Consider the following 20,395-nt stretch of genomic DNA (forward strand, 5'->3'; position numbering starts at 1 on the left):
TAGCAGTTCTAAATCATTCGTAAAAAATTAAATCCCCGACTTCTTTAAGAAGTCGGGGATTTAGACAACGCAAATTTTCACAACTCATTTAGGATTGCTATAGCGTTTCTCGGTTGAGTCTAATACAGACCTAACCCCCAGCCCAAATGCTACAAGGGTTGGGGAGAGGTTCATCAAACTCAGGTTAATTCAGTTAAAACTTGGTCAAAACTTGGGGTGCGGTACTTTATTTGCGTAACGCACCCTATTTTCGCTGTATGTTTCTTAGATACATCGAACTGCTCTTGTAAAGTTATTGAGAATTAACTATGGAACCTATTTCTTTGATTATTGCTGCTTTAGGTGCTGGTGCGATCGCAGCTACTAAGGATACCGCAGGAACAGCCGTGAAAGATACCTATCAGGGTTTGAAAGCCTTAATTAAGAAGAAGTTTGAAAGTCAACCAAAAGCACAAATGGTTCTGGAAGAACACGAAACAGATCCTGAAACATATAACGCACCACTTAAAAAGAAATTAGCTGAAGCTGGTGCCGATAAAGATGCAGCAATTATTAAAGCGGCTCAAGAGTTACTTAATCAAGTCAAAGAACAGCCTGGTGGACAGCAGATTATTAACCAAAATATCAGTAATGTCAAATATGCCGCTACTTCTGGTTCTGGTAATGCAAGTATTAGTGACATCAATGAACAAGGCACATCGAAGGAGAACTGAGACTGTAACTTAATTAATCAGGGTAGATGTTATGTCTAAGCAAAGCGAGATTCAACAAAGTGTTACAGGGAGTGAATACGCTGCTACCTCAGCGACTGGTAATGCAACTATCACTGTTACCAATTACTACTATCGAGAAGAAGCAAGATTAGTCGCTTCTGATTCTACCGACGCTGCTGATGAATCTCTCCCTTGTCCTTATCGCGGTTTGTTTCATTTTGGCCCCAATGATGCGGATATATTCTTTGGGCGGGAAATTTTTATCGAAGAACTTTATAGTGCAACTAAAACCCGGAATTTTATACCCGTATTGGGTGCATCGGGAAGCGGTAAATCTTCGGTGGTATTAGCGGGGTTAGTTCCGAAGTTGCAAATAGCCGGAAATTGGCAGTTTACTCACTTTCGTCCTGGTGCTGATCCTTTTCATGCGTTGGCTGTAGCTTTAGTGCCACTTTATACGCCTAATTTAGATGCAACTGACCAAATTGCCCAAGCCCGCAAGTTAGCTGGTTACTTGCAAGATGGCTCTATGCTGATCTCGGACGTTTTTGCTAAAATTCGGCAAAATCACCCTAATCAACGGGTGCTATTAATTGCTGACCAATTTGAAGAAATTTATACTCTCTGTCACCATCAGGAAACTCGCCATAAATTTCTTGATTGTTTATTAGCTAGTTTAGAAACTTCCTCTTCTCTATCTGCACCTGCTACGGTTTGGGTAACGACAATGCGGGCAGATTTTTTGGGAAATGCTCTCTCCTATCGTCCCTTTGCGGATGTTTTGCAAAATGCTGATGTGAAATTAGGGCCGATGAATCGGGAGGAATTAACACAAGTTATTGAAAAACCTGCCGAAAAATTAGGGGTGACATTTGCAAGCGGACTGGTAGAACGCATTTTAGAGGATGTGGAAAACCAGCCAGGAAATTTACCTCTGCTAGAGTTTGCTTTAACAGAGTTGTGGAATAAGCGCACGGGTAAACAATTAACTCACGAAATCTATGAAGAAATTGGTCAAGTAGAAGGTGCGTTAGCTCGTCATGCGGATGAGAAATATGGCAACTTGACAGAGGAGGAGAAAAAAAAAGTCCGGCGGATTTTTATTCAATTGGTGCGTCCGGGTGAGGGAACAGAAGATACTCGACGGGTGGCGATGAAGGCGGAATTGGGGGAGCAAAGCTGGGATTTGGTCAAACAATTAGCGGATGCTAGGTTGGTGGTGACAAGTCGCAATGCTACCAGTCAAGAAACGGTAGAAGTAGTCCATGAAGCTTTGATTCGCAACTGGGGAGAACTGCGCGAATGGATGAATAAAGACCGCGTTTTTAGGGCTTGGCAAGAGCGACTGCGTTCAGCAAAAGGACAATGGGAATCAACGCAGCGAGATTCTGGTTCATTGTTGCGGGGTGCAGCGTTGCTAGAAGCAGAAGAAAAGCTAAAACAACGGCGAGAGGATATTAGCGCAGGGGAGCAAGAGTTTATTCAAGCTAGTGTAGCATTGAGGGATAGAGAACAAAAGCAACGGGAACGCACAAAACGGCTGACTTTTTATGGATTGGCTGGGGGTTTGGTGTTAGCTTTGGGTTTATCTGGACTAGCGGGTATAGGCTGGGGGAATGCCGAAATCAGTCAAATTAATGCCTTTGCCCAAAGTTCCGATGGGTTTTTGGGTTTAGATGGGCGAAAAGCCGTCCAATCAAGCGTCAAAGCTGCTGTCAAAATGCGAGGTAAATTTTGGGTTGATGCGGATACCCGCACTCAGGTAGAACTGGCATTATTAAATACAGTTCACAATGTTGCCGCACCCAACACCTTGGGAGGACACGCAAACGCGGTTTCTGCCGTCAGCTTCAGCCCCGATGGCAAGATGCTGGCTTCTGGCAGTGATGACAACACGGTGAAACTCTGGGATACCAGCACTGGCAAGGAAATTAAAACCCTGACTGGGCATACAAACTCGGTTTGTGGCGTCAGCTTCAGCCCCGATGGCAAGATGCTGGCTTCTGGCAGTGATGACAACACGGTGAAACTCTGGGATACCAGCACTGGCAAGGAAATTAAAACCCTGACTGGGCATACAAACTCGGTTTGTGGCGTCAGTTTCAGCCCCGATGGCAAGATGCTGGCTTCTGGCAGTGATGACAACACGGTGAAACTCTGGGATATCAGCACTGGCAAGGAAATTAGAACCCTGACTGGGCATACAAGCTCGGTTCTTGGCGTCAGCTTCAGCCCCGATGGCAAAGTGCTGGCTTCTGGCAGTGATGACAACACGGTGAAACTCTGGGATACCAGCATCGGCAAGGAAATTAAAACCCTGACTGGGCATAAAAACGGGGTTTGGGATGTCAGCTTCAGCCCCGATGGCAAGATTCTGGCTTCTGGCAGTGCTGACAACACGGTGAAACTCTGGGATACCAGCATCGGCAAGGAAATTAAAACCCTGACTGGGCATACAAACTTGGTTCGGGGCGTCAGCTTCAGCCCCGATGGCAAGATGCTGGCTTCTGGCAGTGCTGACAACACGGTGAAACTCTGGGATACCAGCACCGGCAAGGAAATTAGAACCCTGACTGGGCATACAAACTCGGTTCGGGGCGTTAGCTTCAGCCCCGATGGCAAGATGCTGGCTTCTGGCAGTGATGACAAGACGGTGAAACTCTGGGATACCAGCACCGGTAAGGAAATTAAAACCCTGACTGGGCATACAAACTCGGTTTTTAGCATCAGCTTCAGCCCCGATGGCAAGATGCTGGCTTCTGGCAGTGCTGACAACACGGTGAAACTCTGGGATACCAGCATCGGCAAGGAAATTAAAACCCTGACTGGGCATACAAACTCGGTTTTTAGCATCAGTTTCAGCCCCGATGGCAAGATGCTGGCTTCTGGCAGTGCTGACAACACGGTGAAACTCTGGGATACCAGCACTGGCAAAGAAATCAAAACCCTGACTGGGCATACAAACTCGGTTCGGGGCGTTAGCTTCAGCCCCGATGGCAAGATGCTAGCTTCTGGCAGTGATGACAAGACGGTGAAACTCTGGGATACCAGCACTGGCAAGGAAATTAAAACCCTGACTGGGCATACAAACTCGGTTCGGGGCGTTAGCTTCAGCCCCGATGGCAAGATGCTAGCTTCTGCAAGTCGTGACAAGACGGTGAAACTCTGGGATACCAGCATCGGCAAGGAAATTAGAACCCTAACTGGGCATACAAACTCGGTTCTTGGCGTCAGCTTCAGCCCCGATGGCAAGATGCTGGCTTCTAGCAGTGCTGACAAGACGGTGAAACTCTGGGATACCAGCATCGGCAAGGAAATTAGAACCCTGACTGGGCATACAAACTCGGTTTTTAGCATCAGCTTCAGCCCCGATGGCAAGATGCTGGCTTCTGCCAGTGCTGACAAGACGGTGAAACTGTGGGATACCAGCACTGGCAAAGAAATCAAAACCCTTACTGGGCATACAAACTGGGTTTTGGGCATCAGCTTCAGTCCCGATGGCAAGATGCTAGCTTCTGCCAGTGCTGACAACACAGTGAAACTGTGGAGGCTGGATTTTGATTATTTACTCCAGAAAGGGTGCAGTTTTATGCGCGAGTATTATAAAACTAATCCCCCTGATAATGAGAGTGACAAGCACCTGTGTGATGGTGTTGGTAATTTGTAATACCGCTATTACCTATGAGGGAACCGTTATAAGTAATGCTTAAGCCGTAGTTAATACAACTTAAACAGTACTTATTAATGGTGAAGCTGTAGTTACAAACGCTCATTATATGATAAGTAAACTTGAAGCTATAGTTAATATAACTTCTTCTGTAGTTATGAATGCTCAAGCTGTAGTTAACACAGCTTCTTTTGCGGTTATGAATGCTCAAGCTGTAGTTAGCACAGCTTCTTTTGCGGTTATAAATGCTCAAGCTGTAGTTAGCACAGCTTCTTCTGTAGTTATGAATGCTCAAGCTGTAATTAAGATTAGATAAACGCTTTAGATAAATTAAGAGAATTTACCAGTAGTTATATCATAAAAAGTATAATTATTTTTGTGGATTTTGCTGAACCAGAATGTATTTTTAGTAGGACATAGTAGCTGTATAAATGTTACGAGTAACCAAATTTATGTCTTTGAGAAAACGTACATCCCGCGTTCTAGAAAATGCTGAGTTAAGATTTGCTGGACTCAAAGCAATTGATGCCAATCTGGATCTTGGAAATACTTGTAATTTAAAAGCCTTGACAGAAATAATTGAGGAATTACGCAGCAAGTTAGAAGCTCATAATACTGCTCTTAGCACAATTGACTCTTCCAAAGTAGAAATTGAAAAATTAGAACAAACCTTGGGTACTTTCTCCGAAAAGATGCTGATGGGAATCGGCTTTAAATACGGCAAAGATAGCCGCGAATATGAGATGGCTGGTGGAGTTCGCAAAAGTGAACGTATCCGTAAAAGCAGAGCGACTCGCATGAAAACTATTGCACAAAAAGCATCTATGCAAGGCACTCAACCTTTGTAGATGTTTAAGCAATACAGTTCGGATCGGCAGGGGAGGAAAGGAAGTTATTAACCAGTAATTCTTTCTCCCCTGCTTGCCTCAACGCCCAAATACTAAAATTCGCGTTGTGAGAAAATAAAAATAGCGATCGCTAACAACATGCCACTATAAAGTAAACCATAGCCAGCATTTGTAATCAGTGCAGTTGTGTCAGGTAATGCTTGCAGACCATAAACGGCATCATTTTTTAAATCTAATCGAGATAAATCTGGCAAGATGAGAAATAAACCTTGTGTTAAAACTTCCATACCAGGGTTGCGACTCAGACGACCGAGTTGTACTAAATCTTGAGTAATATTTCCAATTAAATATACAGCAAAGGTTAAAATTGTCGCTAGCAAGGAAGCAGTAAAAACACCGAAGGTAATAGCTACGGCAGTGATTAATGACAACTGCAATAATAAGAAAATTGCCGCAATTAAAATACTCGCCGTTGGATGAGGAATGTTACCAAATTGCAGAAATATCAGATAAATTGCTGTCATCGTGGCGATAAGTACAGCTAATACTGCGGATAAACCTAAGTATTTGCCGATGATAATTTCGCTACGGCTGACAGGTTTAGCAATTAACACCAAAATAGTGCGTTTTTCAATTTCTTTATTAACCAGTCCCGTACCAACAAATATCGTCACAATTAGCCCGATGGCATTCATCGCCGCCATCCCGAAGTCTAAAAACATTTTGTCTTCAGTGGTAGCTGCAAATTCAGGAAGGACGCGGAAGGCAATGGCGAGGATTAGCGCATAAAAACCAATAATATATAGGATGCGATCGCGTACCACTTCCTGAAACCCGTTCTTTGCTAGTACAAAAATTCTGTTAATAGTCATTTGTCATTTGTCATTTGTCATTGGTCATTGGTCATTTGTCATTGGTCATTTGTCATTTGTCATTAGAAGAGAAGAACTTTCTTTTTGCTCCAATCCCCAGTCCCCAATCCCTAGTCCCCAGTCCCCAATCCCCACTTATCACTGTTGTGGAGGTGGCGATCCTGGAATTAATCTACTGGCGCGATCGCATTCAATTTCTGCAACTGGAATTTTATTCCCTGAATTACTGGTTACTGCAACTGGTTCAATTCGACAAGATTTTCTTAAGTAATAGCCCCGTGGGTTAGAACTTGGCCCGCTCCAAATACTTAATAAGTCTAATATATATCCAGATTTAGTATTAGCTACGCGCGGTTCAACGCGCCATAAATCCTTCTCTTCATATTTCCCCAGGTTTTTTTGAATTACTCCCCTACCCAGAATCCTTACTCGTTGTTTTGCATCTAGCAACCATTTCTCTACTTCCGACCAAGATGTTTTGTCTATTTGTTCTTCTACTATTGGTTGAAGTTTCTCTAGAATTACAACCCCGTTTTGTGGGATTTTTAATCGTTCTTCTGTTCTGACAACAAAGGTACTACGTTTAAAAGTATCTGCTTGCAAACTGGGATATTGTTGAAACCAATGATCTATCACAAAATAAAACTGAATCCAGCAACTTAGCAGCATACTAGTAGCAACTAAAATTATGATTCTTTGGCGGTCTTGGGGCTTAGGAATTCTCGCTTTAGCGTCAGTATCGGTTCCTTCAATAAATTCTGGTATTGCCGTAATTAGTGCCGAAATTGTCGGCCAAAAAACGATTATTCTTGGTGTAATTACCTCCTCTTGATTTCCAAAGGCAAAAACACTCACTAAGAATCCAGTAATCACTGCCCCGACTGGCATAAATGTACCAGGAACCCTCAAAGGATCTTCAGTTGTATACCAAGCTGTGCCTGAAATTAAAAATAACCAACCAAAAAAGGCAATAATATCTTTGATATAGCCTGTAGCCAAAGATGAAAGCACCCAAGAAAAGACACTCATATAAATAAATGTCTGCCAAGAGTAAGCTTTGGGCGGAACTAATAATTTTCTAATTCCCGCATAAAGCCCTTCAGCAAATTTAAAAGCTCCAAATACATCTTTAAGTAGCGTATTCATATTCTTCCTTCCACCTAATTAATCACTCACTTGTCTTCCTTTTAATCAAGTAAAACCCTGCTATTTTGCTCGAAAAAATAAAATAATAGTCATAGCAGTATAACTAAGAGAATTTGCTATTAGTATAGTCGTTACCAAATTGGTACTTTGTAATCTCAGATTGCTAAAATTACTCCATCGCCGCCGTTGAGATGTTGGATCTTCCTCTTCTTTTTTCGCAAATGACTCATTTAATGATAGTAGCAATACCTTTAAAATGAAAAATTTCATCACAAAAGTTGCAAAGAAAATTATAAAGGAAGTTAAGATTATCAAAGTTTGTGTGTTGGATGCTTTAAAATTATTAAAAAACATATAGTTAATTAATTCTGATCTCACCTCTATCGGCAACATTGGTTCTGCTACAAAAAATATTATCCAACCAATTACACTAGAAAAAAGATTGAGAGAAATAGCATAAAAAATACTGGTTTTTTTGTCAAATTTTAGTCGATAGTGCAAAATATACGCTTCGATAGGAATGGCAATTAGTACAAATAAAAAGTCAAACAGAATTCCACCAATGGGAAAAATCCTCGGAAGCATCCAATTCTCAGGCATAAATATTCAAAGATAAGGTTTAACTGTAGAGAGTATAACTGGGATATTGAGGGTGATGGGGAAATTATCACATTGTTCTTGTCCTTTATTATGCTGGTATGCCAGTATGCCCTTATTAATATTCTTAATGCATCAAGCTGCTCTTGATCGGGACGGTACCAGAGGGGTAGTTTCTAAGATGAGTGTACAAGAGGTTAGGTAAGATTAAAGACTGCAACTTATAGCTTTTCGAGAGATGACAAGGAACGGTATCGGTATTCGGACGGCGCAAGTGCGTCAGGAACGGCTCATTGGTCAAATTCACGTCTACGATGGACTGGGTAAAGGCAAGTCTCAAGCTGCTTTGGGGGTGGTTTTGCGCTCTATTGGCTTGGGGATAAATACGCCTAGCGATTCTAATCGGGTTTTACTGCTGCGATTTTTAAAAGGGCCAGAACGTGATTATGACGAAGATGGCGCGATCGCAGCTTTGCAACGCGGGTTTCCCCATTTAATAGACCAGGTTCGCACTGGGAGAGCCGAATTTTTTGGCCCAGAAGAAATTACCACCTTTGACCGAGATGAGGCGATGCGGGGTTGGGATGTAGCTAAAGGCGCGATCGCTAGCGGTTTATATTCAGTTGTCGTCTTGGATGAAATTAACCCCGTTCTAGATTTGGGTTTGCTACCAGTGGATGAAGTGGTAAAGACATTAAAATCCAAACCCCAAGAGTTAGAAATCATCGCCACCGGACGCGCCGCACCGCAAAAGTTGCTTGATATTGCAGATTTGCATTCAGAAATGAAACCTCATCACCATCCAACAGCCAAAGCCCTCTTCCTGGAAGGGATTGAAATTTATACTGGTGCTGGGAAAGGTAAGTCTACTAGTGCTTTAGGCAAAGCCTTACAGGCCATTGGTAGGGGAATCAATCATCCAGGGTCTACCCGTGTGTTAATTATGCAGTGGCTTAAAGGTGGTACTGGCTACACAGAAGACGCAGCGATCGCCGCCTTGCAGCAATCATATCCAGAAGTAGTGGATCATCAGCGTTGTGGTGGCGATTCCATTGTCTGGCGCAATTCCCGGCAAGAATTAGACTATGTAGAAGCCGAGCGGGGTTGGGAAATCGCGAAAGTTGCGATCGCCTCTGGAATGTATAAAACTATTATTCTCGATGAACTAAATCCCACCGTTGACTTAGAATTACTCCCTGTTGAACCCATTGTCCAAGCTTTACTTCGCAAACCCCGCGACACTGAAATCATCATCACTGGGCGCTGTCAAAATCAGCCAGCCTACTTTGACTTAGCTAGCGTTCATTCAGAGGTTTATTGCCACAAACACTATGCAAATCAAGGTGTAGAACTTAAACGAGGGGTAGATTTTTAAGCATTGATTGGTCAAAAGTTAGTGCTGTTTGTATTGTTTTCGTTGGAGATTACCATGATTGAGACAACCCGTACCTTTACTCCAGATTGGGTATCTCCTCCCGGTGATGCGATCGCTGATATATTAGAAGAGCGTGATTGGACACAAATAGAGTTAGCAGAGCGATTAGGCTACACTACGAAACATATCAGCTTACTCATCAACGGCAAAGCACCCATTAATGAAGAAACAGCCCTAAAGCTAGAACGAGTTTTAGGGAGTACAGCAGCATTTTGGCTCAATCGTGAAGCCCAATATCGCGCAGGTTTAGCACGGATAGAAGAAGAAAACCGTTTAAAAGGATGGACATCTTGGTTAGATCAGTTACCCGTGAAAGACTTGATGAACCAAGGTGTAATTCCTAAGTGCCGTTTAATTGCCAAGAATAAACCTGGTTTGGTAAAAAAGTTACTGCAATTTTTCGGTGTTGCCTCGCCGTCAGATTGGCACAATTATTATGCAGGTATGGAAGTTGCTTTTCGTCGGACACGCGAAGAACAAAGTGATGTTGGTGCTATTTCCACTTGGCTACGGTTGGGGGAAATAAGAGCAGAAAAACTAAACTCTCCCAAGTACAGTAAACCAAAATTTGAAAAGGCAGTGCGGGAAATTCGCACTTTGACGGTGTTACCGCCAGAGGAGTTTGAACCACAGATGCAAAAGTTGTGCTGGGAAGCAGGGGTTGTGCTTGTTTTAGTACCATCAATCAAGAAAGCGCATGTCAGTGGTGTTGCCCGATGGTTAAACCTGCATAAGGCACTGATTCAACTTTCGCTTTACGGTAAAACTAATGACCGCTTCTGGTTTAATTTTTTCCATGAAGCAGCACATATTTTGCTCCATGATAAGGAAAATATTTTTCTCGATGAATGGAATAGTGGGGAAAGTTTGAAATCGGAGCAGGAGGGCGAAGCAGATAAATGGTCGCGGGAATTTTTGATTCCACCTGAGTATGAGGGGGAATTAGCAAAGTTGAAATATGAAACTGATGTGATTGATTTTGCAGAACGTATTGGTATTCATCCTGGTATTGTTGTCGGTCGGCTGCAACACGATCGCCTAATTGATCCGTCTTGGATGAATGATATAAAGGTGAGTTTGCATTTTCAAGAGATAGAAAATATGTGAAATTTGGCGCACTACCGAAAATTTTTACTTTTGGGTAGCTAGGATATTTTGTACAAAGCGATCGCGTCCTGCTGCCTTTGCTTGATATAATGCCCGATCTGCTGCGGCAATCATTTCTTCCAAGTCAGAATCTAGCTGAGGAATTTCTGTGGTAAACCCAACACTAATGGTTACATGAGGACTAACTTGGGAATTTTTATGAGGTATTGCCAGGGTGCGGACAGCATGGCAAATTTTATCGGCAACATGAGTCGCTCCCTCGGTATCTGTGTTAGGTAAAATCACAGCAAATTCTTCCCCACCATAACGGGCAACTAGATCGCTGGGACGTTTAATAATATCTTTAATGGCTTTAGCAATTTCTTGAAGACAGCGATCGCCTTCCCGATGCCCATAAGTATCGTTATATAATTTGAAGAAATCAACATCACAAAGAATCAGCGAAAGCGGCCGTTGCTCCCGTTTTAGGCGCTGCCACTCTTGGTTAAGATACTCTTCAAACCTTCGGCGGTTAGCTACTTCAGTTAATCCATCAATAGTAACTAATCGTTGCAATTCCAGATTAACGGCTTCCAGTTTTTGCTGTAACTGAGATTGCTGAATCAAGCGTTTTACCCGTTGTCGCAAAAGCGCCCATTGAAAAGGTTTGGTAACATAGTCCATTGCCCCGACTGCAAATGCCCGATCGACTGACTCTCGATCGTCAAGTCCTGTAATCATTAAAACTGGAGTGTGTTTATTACAATCAAGAAGTTCCAACTGAATGCAACACTCAAACCCATCCATATCTGGCATCATGGCATCAAGAAGTATGATGTCAGGGTGATGTTGGTTAAAAGCAGTTAAAGCTTCTCTACCATTTTGAGCTTCCACTATTTTATAGCCTTCCTGCTCCAAGAAATTCCGCAGGATCATGCGGATAAAAGCTTCATCATCAACAATTAGAACTAAAGATTGGCTTTCTTGAGCAGTGGCATTCATGGCGTTTCCTTCGCAAGTTCTTTTTTTAAGGCTGTTCTAACTTGTTCATATTCCTGGTATAATTGCGAGAGTGATTCTACGCTGTTTTCTAATTTACTGCTGCGTCCTTGTGCTTCTAATACCCTGCAAAGCTGCGCTAAGGCCATCGCTCCGATAAAGCCACTGCTAGACTTGATTTGGTGGGCTGCCTTCCACATAGTTTGGGCATCCTGAGTTGCGATCGCTGTGCTAATATTTTCCACCAATTTCGCTGTCTCTGTAAGATAACATTCAATCAGTTCAGCAAATATAACACGATCTCCTCTGACCATATCCCGCAAGGATTGCAGAATATTGAAATCAATTTTGGCATTTTTTAACGTCTGGTTTTGCCCTTCTTGGAGGATATTTTGCGAAGTTTGCAATTCTAAGGGCATCACTCGATCTTGTTGGACTATGGAAGGGAATTCAATACTTCTTTGACGTGGGCATTTGCTGAGTGCTTGAGCTAAATCTTGAAACTGAATAGGTTTGCTAATGTAGTCATCCATCCCAGCAGCAAGACAGACTTCGCGATCGCCCCGCATCGCATTGGCAGTTATTGCAATTATATAGGGGCGAAAACCCACTTCCCATTCTTGACAAATTTTCCGAGATGCTTCTAACCCGTCCATTTCGGGCATGTGGATATCCATCAGCACTAGGTCATAAGGCTGTTTTTCCAAAGCCTTGAGTACATCTACTCCATTGGTAACGACATCCGCCTCATAACCCATTTTCTGTAACATCAGTAAAGCAACTTTCTGATTAACAACCGTATCCTCTGCTAGGAGAATCCGCAGTGGCAATCGCTGGGCTAAATGCCGATCGACCAAGGGAAAATGAGAAATACTGGCTGGGATCGGCTGATTTCCCAAAACACGGGTAATAACATCGTAGAGTTGAGACTGTTTAATAGGTTTGCTCAAAGAGGCAGCAAACTGGACATCACCAAAGTCAGAGAAAGTTTCTCCTTTACCCAAAGAGGTCAGAATCACTAAAGGTAGATTTTGATAACCAGGTTGCTTGCGGATTTGACTAGCTAGGGTTATGCCATCTATTTCCGGCATTTGCATATCTAAAATGGCAATATCAAACTGTGTTCCCTGAGCGAGTTGAGCTAAAGCTTCTTCACCAGATTTAGCAGCATAAGTTTCCATTTTCCAAGACTCTGCTTGCAAGCTGATAATTTGGCGGTTGGTCAGATTGTCATCCACAATCAACAGGCGTTTTCCTTCAAACTGCATCGGCGAATTACTAAATTCACCTTGCTCTGATACAGCAGGCACTTGGGCTGTAATGGTGAAGTAGAATGTTGAACCAAGGGATGCGTCAGGAGATGATAATAATTTTCCACTTTTCCATCTATGGCTAGGATTGCCACCAACAAACCCTTGACTTTCTACCCAAAGAGTGCCGCCCATCATCTTACTTAACCGCTTGCTGATGACTAGTCCTAGTCCTGTGCCGCCATATCGTCGAGTCATGGAGACATCAGCCTGAGTGAAGGGGTGAAATAAGCGCTTTATTTTCTCTGGTGAGATGCCAATACCTGTATCTTGGATCGCAAATTGAATTTCGTAGAGAAGTTGCTCTTGGACAAGAGGGATTGGGGATTGGGGATCGGGGACTGGGGACTGGGAAGAAATTTCTCGATCCAAATCCCCATTACCTCTTATCCCCAGAGAGGGCATCGAGTTCCCTAATCCCCAGTCCCCATTCCCCAGTTCAACAGATAGTACAACTTCTCCATGTTCAGTAAACTTAATCGCGTTGTTGAGGAGATTCATTAGGACTTGGCGCAGACGTGTCATATCGCCGATAATCTGGGTGGGAACTTGCGGATGGATTAGGTAAGCTAGTTCAATGTCTTTTTGGGCAGCTTTAGGGGCTAATAAAGAAATAGCCTGTTCTACACAGGCTCTCAAATCAAAAGGCTGTTCTTCTAATTCCAACTTTCCCGACTCAATTTTAGAGAAATCTAGGATGTCGTTGATGATGGTGAGCAAAGCATCTCCGCTACTGCGAACTGTTTCCACAAATTCTTGTTGTTGAGGCGTGAGGTCAGTATCCAGCAGTAGATCGGTCATACCAATAACAGCATTCATTGGAGTCCGAATTTCGTGACTCATCATCGCTAAAAACTCACTTTTTGCCCGATTTGCGGCTTCTGCTTGACGTTTTGCCTGCTCTAAGGCAAAGTTTTTCAAAGTAAGTTCTTCCCGTTGGCGTGTTTCTTGTTCTAGTAAGTCAGCCTGTGCTAAAGCAATACCCAGTCGAGCCGCTACTGCTTCTAGTAATTCGATTTCGTCTTGTGTCCACTGGCGAAAATAGCTGCACTGATGTAAGCCGATCGCACCATTTGGCTCTCCTTGATAGGAGGTGCGGATTGACAGCATAGACTTCAGTCCAATTTCTCGGCAGATAGGTTCTGCTCCCTGGAGTAAAGGATCGACGTAGACATTTGGAGAAGCGATCGCTATTTCTTGTGCCATCATCTGCTCTGCATGAGGATTGTTGGTCATAGGAACTTCCAATTTCAACATGGAGCAGTAACCGGGAAGGATATTATACTCTGCTACTAAGGGAATTCGGGGTGTGGGGTCGCTAATGTAAGAATGAATCAGACAGCGTTCAACTCCAAATGCTTGTCCAATTTGGGTAGCAGCCGTCTCAAAGATTTTGCTAGTATCAAGACTTTGACGAATTTCCTGAGTAATTTCCTCAAGGAGTAGGGTTCGATGCAATTGCCGTTGCAGTGCTTCTTTTGCTCGTTTGTTTTCGGTAATGTCGTGATTTATGCCAACAGTGGCAACAGTTTCTCCTTGTTCATCCTGTAAAGAGATTATAGTTGTTTCGCAAATTCCCTCACTGCCATCTTTACGAATAAAGTGTATTTCCCCTGACCAGCGTCCTTGCTGGTTGATTGTTTCGAGAATTTTGGTGCTTAATGTTGCGGCTACTTCTGGCTGATGCAAAATACTGATATGTTTAGCCAAAATCTCAGCTTTGGTATAACCAAACATGCTTTCGGAAGCAGGATTCCAGTCAATAATATTTCCGGTTAAATCTGTGATAATTACGCCATCATGCATATTTTCAAAAGTGAGGGCTTGCCGACGCAGACTAGCTTCAGCTTGCTTTCGGTAGCTAATATCTGTCTGAATTCCAATAAAGTGGCTTAATTTGCCATTTTCGTCATGGATAGGAGAAATACTCAATTCATTCCAGAACAAATTACCATCTTTTCGATAGTTGCGGAGAATAACTTTGCAACTTGTTCCAGCTTGAATAGATAAGCGTAGTTCATTGAGTGCTGATTGCTGGCTATCTATGCGTTGCAAAAATCGACAGTTTTGCTCAATCACTTCATTAGCACTGTAGCCTGTTATTTGCTCAAAGGCATCGTTGACGTAAATAACTGGATTACAAGCGAGTCTAGCATCGGTAATAATAATTCCATTACTGGTAGCAGCAAGTGCCCTTTCCCTGAGTCTCAAGGTTTCTTCAACCTGCTTTAAATCAGTAATGTCAAACATAAACCCCCTCAACATCGTAGCAGTTCCTGCTTCCTCAACTACGCTAACAACGTCTCGCAGCCAGACAACTCGCCCATCGGCTGCTAACATCCGGTACTCCAATTCGTAATTCTCGCACCTAGCAGTTGCTTCTCGGCAAAAACGAATGGACTTTTCCTTGTCATCTGGATGCAGATGATCGATCCAAAAGTTTTCTTCGTACCATTCTGCGATCGCATAATTTAACAAGTTTACCGCTTGCGGCCCAACGTAAGTAAATCGCCAAGTTTTCAAGTCTAATTCCCAAGGGATAACCTTGACAGTTTCCAGTAACCGTCGCAGACGATTTTCGCTACCGCGCAGGTTAATTTCTACCTCTTTCTGTTTAAGAATCCTGTCAGTTAACTCCTGATTCATTGCTGTTATATGCTGGTTACTTGCTTTCATAGTTAGAGCAAAACATATTGATAATATCAGTGTAACAACAAGCAATAAACCTGCTATTAATACTACTTGTGTTAACAACCCCGGAGTTCGGATGAAAAATCTCTGCCAGAGTACAACTACAGATATTGAGAAGAGAATCCCCAGCAACAGAGCTAGTAATTTTCGTTTGCGGAAAAATATCACAGCTTTTAACCAGTCATATCGGTGCTGTTTGAACATTTTTTAACTCTCCAGCACTTTCAGGGTTTATTGTGCTAGCTTTTACTTTTAAGTAATCTGAAATATCAATGGCAAGGGGGCAATTACGGAAGTTTTTTAATATGAAATATTTGTATATGATATTGGCAGAAAAATTTAATAACTTCTGGTTCTACTTGACTAAGTAGCCGAGAATAAATCGAAGTAATCTAAATAATATAAAAAATAATTTCAATTAGCTTGACAATATGCTCATTGTTAACATCCAGAATTTTGAAGTGAAGGGTGAATTGCCATCTGGAGTTTTAAGCAATGTCTTTGAAGAGCTATGCCTACACATTAGACCTCTTGCATAAATCAAAAATACAGAATCCCACCCCGACAAAACTACGCTTTGTCGGGGTGGGGTGTTAGGGACTTTTGCAGAATTATTTACGATCGGATTAAGAGCAAGGGTTAAAGGGATTAAATCATCCCACGGCGACGAAAACATCCTTTGTCTGACTACATCCTGCTGCGATCGCAACGCGACGTTATGGTTTTCTTGAATTGCTGTAGGAAAATCGAAGTAATTAGTAATTGATACTAATGACCAATTACCTATACTTTAAATCACAGCTTCTTCGCGTTGACAATCAAAAACAACCATGTAGGAAGCATTTGGTATTTCCTGGGGGAGATGCCGCATATAGCCATCGGCATCAGAACGGCTGCGGAAGCGAGCAACAATTTCCCTTTGCGTATTAGGAACTAGACGAGCGATCGCCCAAGAATTGAGACGTTCTTTATAAGCAATAGCCTGATTGTCTGATTTAGAAGCTTGGTTAACCGTATTTTCTGGCATAATGATGTTACCCGTATGAAGTTTAATGAAAGGCGTTAATTAGTTTCTAAGTAGGAATGCACCAACGCTTTTTTTTATCCTGCTGCCACCTTGTTATTCGATTATTAATAAGTTGTCAACACTTAGCGCTATACTTTAGACCAACTAAGTTGTGATTTTCAGATAGCTATGAATCTCAAAGCCTTAATTTGCAATTGTTTTCAGCACACAATAATGCTCAAGCAGAAAGTTCGGCAAATATTGGGTTTACATGATTTGTATCCATACACATAGGTAAAATCAGTATCAGTGGTAAAACCAGCAACAATGTCTTAAAAAGACTATCAAACACTCATCTGAGGATGAACATTAACGTGCATAAGATTAATGGGCGAGGGTACACTTCTAATTTTCGATGAGTCCGATGCCTAGGTTGGGCTGCACACCTACGGTAAAGCTATATTGCGAGCATTTAGTTTTTTACTTCGTAGTTATTTGAGAATACTTAAAATTTAATAATTTATTTAGATACAGGAATCCGGTTTTATTTTTGAAAAGATACGTAGAGGAGCCAGTCGCGTGGGCAGGTTTCCCGGGTTGAGCGTTAGCGACGCAGGAGCGTCTGTTAGCACGGAGAGGACGGCACTAAATCCTTGATAATGGTGCGTTACGAACTTCGTTCTAACACTACATACCTAATTTTATTCAAAAATAAAATAGTATTCATATAGTAGAAAATGAATTTTTATTCAGGTTCATAGTATAGCTTTTTGAACAATATATAATTCACTTGTTTAATTAAAAATATCTTGACTAATTGCTATAAACAAAGTTAGAATCACTCCGGCAAAATTATAGCTATGATAATGAAAATACCATTTGTGACATCAATTATTCAAAAAGTAGCAGAGGAAATAGGAGCAGTAGTTTTAGTAGACCCAGAATGCACCTTCATGGGACTGATTACCTTTAAAAACGGGAATAAAACTTTTTTTCGGACTACCAGATTTAGTATTAATTCATCTGGTTCAGTAGCAATAGCTAAAGACAAAAGTGTTTCTAGCTTTTTTTTAAATAGCTTCGGCTACAAAGTTACTGAAGGAAAAACATTTTTCAGTGAGGAACTATGCGAAGAAATAGCTAACATTAGGAATATAGATGCAGGATTCTATTATGCCAAAGAGTTAGGTTTTCCCGTAATCGTAAAGCCAATTAATCTCAGTCAAGGATTATTTGTTACAAAGGTTCATAACAAACAAGAATACTATCAAGTAGCCAAGAAAATCTTACAAAAAGTCTCTGGATTTATTGTTGAACGATTTTATAGTGGCAATGACTATAGGATTGTGGTACTTAATGATGAAGTCGTTTCGGCATATCAAAGAATTCCTCTATTTATAACGGGAGATGGTCAATCTAATGTTTTAGAACTCATGCAGCAAAAACAGGAAAATTTTATCAAAAATGGTAGGAAAGAAATTATAGATTTTGAAGATTACAGAATTAAAAAAAACTTGCGAAGACGGAAGCTAAATTTTAGTAGCGCGATCCCTAAGAATAATATTGTCTATCTTTTAGATAATGCAAATTTATCGACTGGAGGCGAGGCAGTAGATTTTACAGAAAGCATTCATCCTGATTTTAAAAAATTAGCAGTAAGTATTACAAAAGGTATGGAACTGAGATTAGCAGGTGTAGACATTCTTGCTAGTGATATAACCTCACCAATCGGAGATTATACAATTATTGAAGTAAATGGCGCTCCTAGCCTAAGCCACTACGCATCATTTGGTGAAGTTCAGACGCAGAGGGTAGAAAATCTATATCTCAGAATTCTCAAAATACTTGAAAACGAGAATAATAGAGAGTAGATTTACCAGCACCACCAGAACCAATAATTAAGATTTTCTCCACCTTATCGCTCTTCTATGACTCTGGAGAGAGAATAATCCAAGCGATTAGAAATCGCGGCTACACAAACAAAGTCTGCCTGCGCGGACTAACGCCAAAATAGGGTTTCAAATTTAATCTGACGAAAGGAATAAAAGAGCGTTATGTTTGCATCTCCCTTTTCAAGCTTAAGAGGGTAAGCATTGCTCACCCAAATAACCGTCTTCAGGGCAACTCAATACGCCGCTACAATAGTACCACTACAAGGATTATGCCGAAATTAGTGATATTATGACGACTGCTACAACTGTAAAAACTGAGTATGAAGCGATTATTGGTCTAGAAACCCATTGTCAGCTAAGTACCAACACCAAGATTTTCTCTAATAGCTCTACGGCCTTTGGTGCCGATCCAAATACTAACATTGACCCTGTTTGTATGGGTTTACCTGGAGTCTTACCTGTACTCAATGAAAAAGTATTAGAATACGCTGTCAAAGCTGGTTTGGCACTGAATTGTCAAATCGCTAGATATAGCAAGTTTGACCGAAAACAGTATTTTTATCCTGACTTACCCAAAAATTACCAAATTTCTCAATACGATCTACCGATCGCAGAACATGGTTGGTTAGAAATAGAATTGGTAGATGCTGAGGGAAATCCCAGCCGCAAACGCATTGGCATTACACGTCTGCACATGGAAGAAGATGCGGGAAAATTGGTACATGCAGGTAGCGAGCGCCTTTCTGGTTCTTCCTATTCTCTAGTAGACTACAATCGCGCAGGTATACCGTTAGTCGAAATTGTCTCGGAACCTGACTTGCGTTCTGGATTAGAAGCTGCTGAATATGCCGAAGAGTTACGCCGGATTGTCCGGTATCTCGGCGTGAGTGATGGGAATATGCAAGAAGGATCTCTGCGCTGCGATGTCAATATCTCTGTGCGTCCAGTAGGACGAAAGGAATTTGGCACCAAGGTAGAAATTAAAAACATGAACTCGTTCAGCGCCATCCAACGGGCGATTGACTACGAAATTGAGCGCCAAATCGCCGCCATCGAAGCAGGCGATCGCATCATCCAAGAAACTCGGCTGTGGGAAGAAGGCGCTCAACGTACAAGTAGTATGCGGATAAAGGAAGGTTCTAGCGATTATCGCTACTTCCCCGAACCTGATTTAACACCAATTGAGGTGACGGATGCTCAATTAGAGCAATGGCGTAGCGAACTACCAGAATTACCAGCCCAAAAACGCCATCATTATGAAAATGAGTTGGGGCTTTCGACTTATGACGCGCGAGTTTTGACAGAAGATCGTCCAGTAACGGAATATTTTGAAACTGCGATCGCATCTGGAGCAAATCCCAAAGCTGCTGCAAACTGGATTACTCAAGATATCGCCGCCCACCTTAATAAGCAAAAACTCAGTATTACTGAAATTGGACTGACTCCCACCAATTTAGCTGATATCATCACTCGCATTGAAACAGGCAAAATTAGCAATGCTCAAGCTAAAGAAAAGTTGCCAGACTTGCTTAGTGGGATTTCTCCTGAAAAAGCCTTTGCAGGTATTGAGTTAATCAGCGATCCTAGTGTACTAGAACCCATCATCGATGAAGTCATAGCCGCCAATCCCAAAGAACTAGAAAAGTATCGCAACGGTAACACCAACCTTAAAGGCTTCTTTGTCGGACAAGTTCTGAAAAAGACAGCTAAACGTGCCGATCCGAAGCTGACTAATGAATTGGTGGAAAAGAAACTGAACGGCTAGTAGTCTGTTAAGGCAGGGGACAGGGGGAGATAGGGGGGAATTATTTAACAAGTTTCTTCCCAATGTCCAATTCCCAAGTAAGTATTTTCCTGGTGTTTCTTCATCAAATCTTCACAAAAAAACTGGTGACAACCCGCATACCTAAAATGATATAGTGTGGTAAGTAGATGCACCCTGATGATCTAGAGAGCTACTTATGCAGCTCTCTTTTTTATTTTGTTTCACAGTTTTTACGGAGAAGCTTCATCGATTTTTATAAAGAATATTAATAAATAAGTATTAATCCTTAGATGACCAAATATATATCGTGAGAAAAAGATGCACCATAACGATCTGGAGAGCTACTTATGCAGCTCTCTTTTTTCATA

General features: G+C 41.9%; 14 protein-coding genes. 8 read left to right on the forward strand and 6 right to left on the reverse strand.

Annotated elements, in window-relative coordinates:
* Positions 1-308: 308 nt before the first annotated feature.
* The 4 genes from V7K55_RS03850 (at position 309) to V7K55_RS03865 (ending at position 5,228) form a co-directional block, all read left to right on the forward strand.
* Complete coding sequence (locus V7K55_RS03850) at positions 309-713, forward strand: hypothetical protein (protein WP_334828380.1); 405 nt, start codon at positions 309-311, stop codon at positions 711-713.
* A gap of 31 nt (positions 714-744) precedes the next feature.
* Positions 745-4,380 (forward strand): WD40 repeat domain-containing protein, encoded by a 3,636-nt coding sequence (locus V7K55_RS03855; RefSeq protein WP_334828382.1) that lies wholly within the window; start codon positions 745-747, stop codon positions 4,378-4,380.
* 109 nt (positions 4,381-4,489) lie between these two features.
* On the forward strand, positions 4,490-4,696 hold the full coding sequence (locus V7K55_RS03860) for a hypothetical protein (RefSeq protein WP_334828384.1): 207 nt from the start codon (positions 4,490-4,492) through the stop codon (positions 4,694-4,696).
* Positions 4,697-4,832: 136 nt separating this feature from the next.
* Positions 4,833-5,228 (forward strand): hypothetical protein, encoded by a 396-nt coding sequence (locus tag V7K55_RS03865; RefSeq protein WP_334828386.1) that lies wholly within the window; start codon positions 4,833-4,835, stop codon positions 5,226-5,228.
* A gap of 92 nt (positions 5,229-5,320) precedes the next feature.
* Here V7K55_RS03865 and V7K55_RS03870 read toward each other — a convergent pair whose 3' ends face one another.
* From V7K55_RS03870 to fraC, 3 genes are all read right to left on the reverse strand, one after another.
* Entirely contained in the window at positions 5,321-6,100 is a 780-nt protein-coding gene (locus tag V7K55_RS03870; protein WP_334828388.1) for an ABC transporter permease, read from the reverse strand.
* Between the two features lie 138 nt (positions 6,101-6,238).
* Positions 6,239-7,246 carry a septal junction protein FraD gene (gene fraD, locus V7K55_RS03875; RefSeq protein ID WP_334828390.1) on the reverse strand — a complete coding sequence of 336 codons (1,008 nt, stop codon included), beginning with the start codon at positions 7,244-7,246 and terminating at the stop codon, positions 6,239-6,241.
* A 60-nt stretch (positions 7,247-7,306) separates the two neighbouring features.
* Entirely contained in the window at positions 7,307-7,846 is a 540-nt protein-coding gene (gene fraC / locus V7K55_RS03880; RefSeq protein ID WP_334828392.1) for a filament integrity protein FraC, read from the reverse strand.
* A 235-nt stretch (positions 7,847-8,081) separates the two neighbouring features.
* Between fraC and V7K55_RS03885 the strand changes: the two genes are divergently transcribed.
* A complete protein-coding gene (locus tag V7K55_RS03885; protein ID WP_334828394.1) occupies positions 8,082-9,218 on the forward strand; it encodes a cob(I)yrinic acid a,c-diamide adenosyltransferase in 1,137 nt (378 codons plus the stop codon).
* A gap of 54 nt (positions 9,219-9,272) precedes the next feature.
* Positions 9,273-10,385, forward strand: coding sequence for a helix-turn-helix domain-containing protein (locus V7K55_RS03890; protein WP_334828396.1), 1,113 nt, complete (start codon positions 9,273-9,275; stop codon positions 10,383-10,385).
* Positions 10,386-10,409: 24 nt separating this feature from the next.
* Here V7K55_RS03890 and V7K55_RS03895 read toward each other — a convergent pair whose 3' ends face one another.
* The 3 genes from V7K55_RS03895 to V7K55_RS03905 all read right to left on the reverse strand — a co-directional run bounded on the left by V7K55_RS03895 (position 10,410) and on the right by V7K55_RS03905 (position 16,391).
* Positions 10,410-11,366, reverse strand: coding sequence for a PleD family two-component system response regulator (locus tag V7K55_RS03895; RefSeq protein WP_334828398.1), 957 nt, complete (start codon positions 11,364-11,366; stop codon positions 10,410-10,412).
* Positions 11,363-15,568 carry a PAS domain S-box protein gene (locus tag V7K55_RS03900; RefSeq protein WP_334828400.1) on the reverse strand — a complete coding sequence of 1,402 codons (4,206 nt, stop codon included), beginning with the start codon at positions 15,566-15,568 and terminating at the stop codon, positions 11,363-11,365. Before V7K55_RS03900 ends, V7K55_RS03895 begins: the two co-directional genes overlap by 4 nt.
* Positions 15,569-16,154: 586 nt before the next feature.
* Positions 16,155-16,391 carry a hypothetical protein gene (locus V7K55_RS03905; RefSeq protein WP_334828402.1) on the reverse strand — a complete coding sequence of 79 codons (237 nt, stop codon included), beginning with the start codon at positions 16,389-16,391 and terminating at the stop codon, positions 16,155-16,157.
* A gap of 845 nt (positions 16,392-17,236) precedes the next feature.
* Between V7K55_RS03905 and V7K55_RS03910 the strand changes: the two genes are divergently transcribed.
* Positions 17,237-18,241, forward strand: a complete 1,005-nt coding sequence (locus tag V7K55_RS03910) for a cyanophycin synthetase (protein WP_334828404.1) — start codon at positions 17,237-17,239, stop codon at positions 18,239-18,241.
* Between the two features lie 310 nt (positions 18,242-18,551).
* A complete protein-coding gene (gene gatB / locus V7K55_RS03915; protein ID WP_334828406.1) occupies positions 18,552-20,027 on the forward strand; it encodes an Asp-tRNA(Asn)/Glu-tRNA(Gln) amidotransferase subunit GatB in 1,476 nt (491 codons plus the stop codon).
* The last annotated feature ends 368 nt before the right edge of the window (positions 20,028-20,395 follow it).

The organism is Nostoc sp., from assembly GCF_036919895.1.
Lineage (GTDB): Bacteria > Cyanobacteriota > Cyanobacteriia > Cyanobacteriales > Nostocaceae > Nostoc.

Bases quoted from the DNA above. Each gene is read 5' to 3' on its own strand.
- gatB (WP_334828406.1), top strand. From the start codon at position 18,552: ATGACGACTGCTACAACTGTAAAAACTGAGTATGAAGCGATTATTGGT.
- V7K55_RS03865 (WP_334828386.1), top strand. From the start codon at position 4,833: ATGTCTTTGAGAAAACGTACATCCCGCGTTCTAGAAAATGCTGAGTTA.
- V7K55_RS03885 (WP_334828394.1), top strand. From the start codon at position 8,082: ATGACAAGGAACGGTATCGGTATTCGGACGGCGCAAGTGCGTCAGGAA.
- V7K55_RS03905 (WP_334828402.1), bottom strand. From the start codon at position 16,391: ATGCCAGAAAATACGGTTAACCAAGCTTCTAAATCAGACAATCAGGCT.
- fraD (WP_334828390.1), bottom strand. From the start codon at position 7,246: ATGAATACGCTACTTAAAGATGTATTTGGAGCTTTTAAATTTGCTGAA.
- V7K55_RS03850 (WP_334828380.1), top strand. From the start codon at position 309: ATGGAACCTATTTCTTTGATTATTGCTGCTTTAGGTGCTGGTGCGATC.
- V7K55_RS03870 (WP_334828388.1), bottom strand. From the start codon at position 6,100: ATGACTATTAACAGAATTTTTGTACTAGCAAAGAACGGGTTTCAGGAA.
- V7K55_RS03855 (WP_334828382.1), top strand. From the start codon at position 745: ATGTCTAAGCAAAGCGAGATTCAACAAAGTGTTACAGGGAGTGAATAC.
- fraC (WP_334828392.1), bottom strand. From the start codon at position 7,846: ATGCCTGAGAATTGGATGCTTCCGAGGATTTTTCCCATTGGTGGAATT.
- V7K55_RS03860 (WP_334828384.1), top strand. From the start codon at position 4,490: ATGATAAGTAAACTTGAAGCTATAGTTAATATAACTTCTTCTGTAGTT.
- V7K55_RS03910 (WP_334828404.1), top strand. From the start codon at position 17,237: ATGAAAATACCATTTGTGACATCAATTATTCAAAAAGTAGCAGAGGAA.
- V7K55_RS03890 (WP_334828396.1), top strand. From the start codon at position 9,273: ATGATTGAGACAACCCGTACCTTTACTCCAGATTGGGTATCTCCTCCC.
- V7K55_RS03895 (WP_334828398.1), bottom strand. From the start codon at position 11,366: ATGAATGCCACTGCTCAAGAAAGCCAATCTTTAGTTCTAATTGTTGAT.
- V7K55_RS03900 (WP_334828400.1), bottom strand. From the start codon at position 15,568: ATGTTCAAACAGCACCGATATGACTGGTTAAAAGCTGTGATATTTTTC.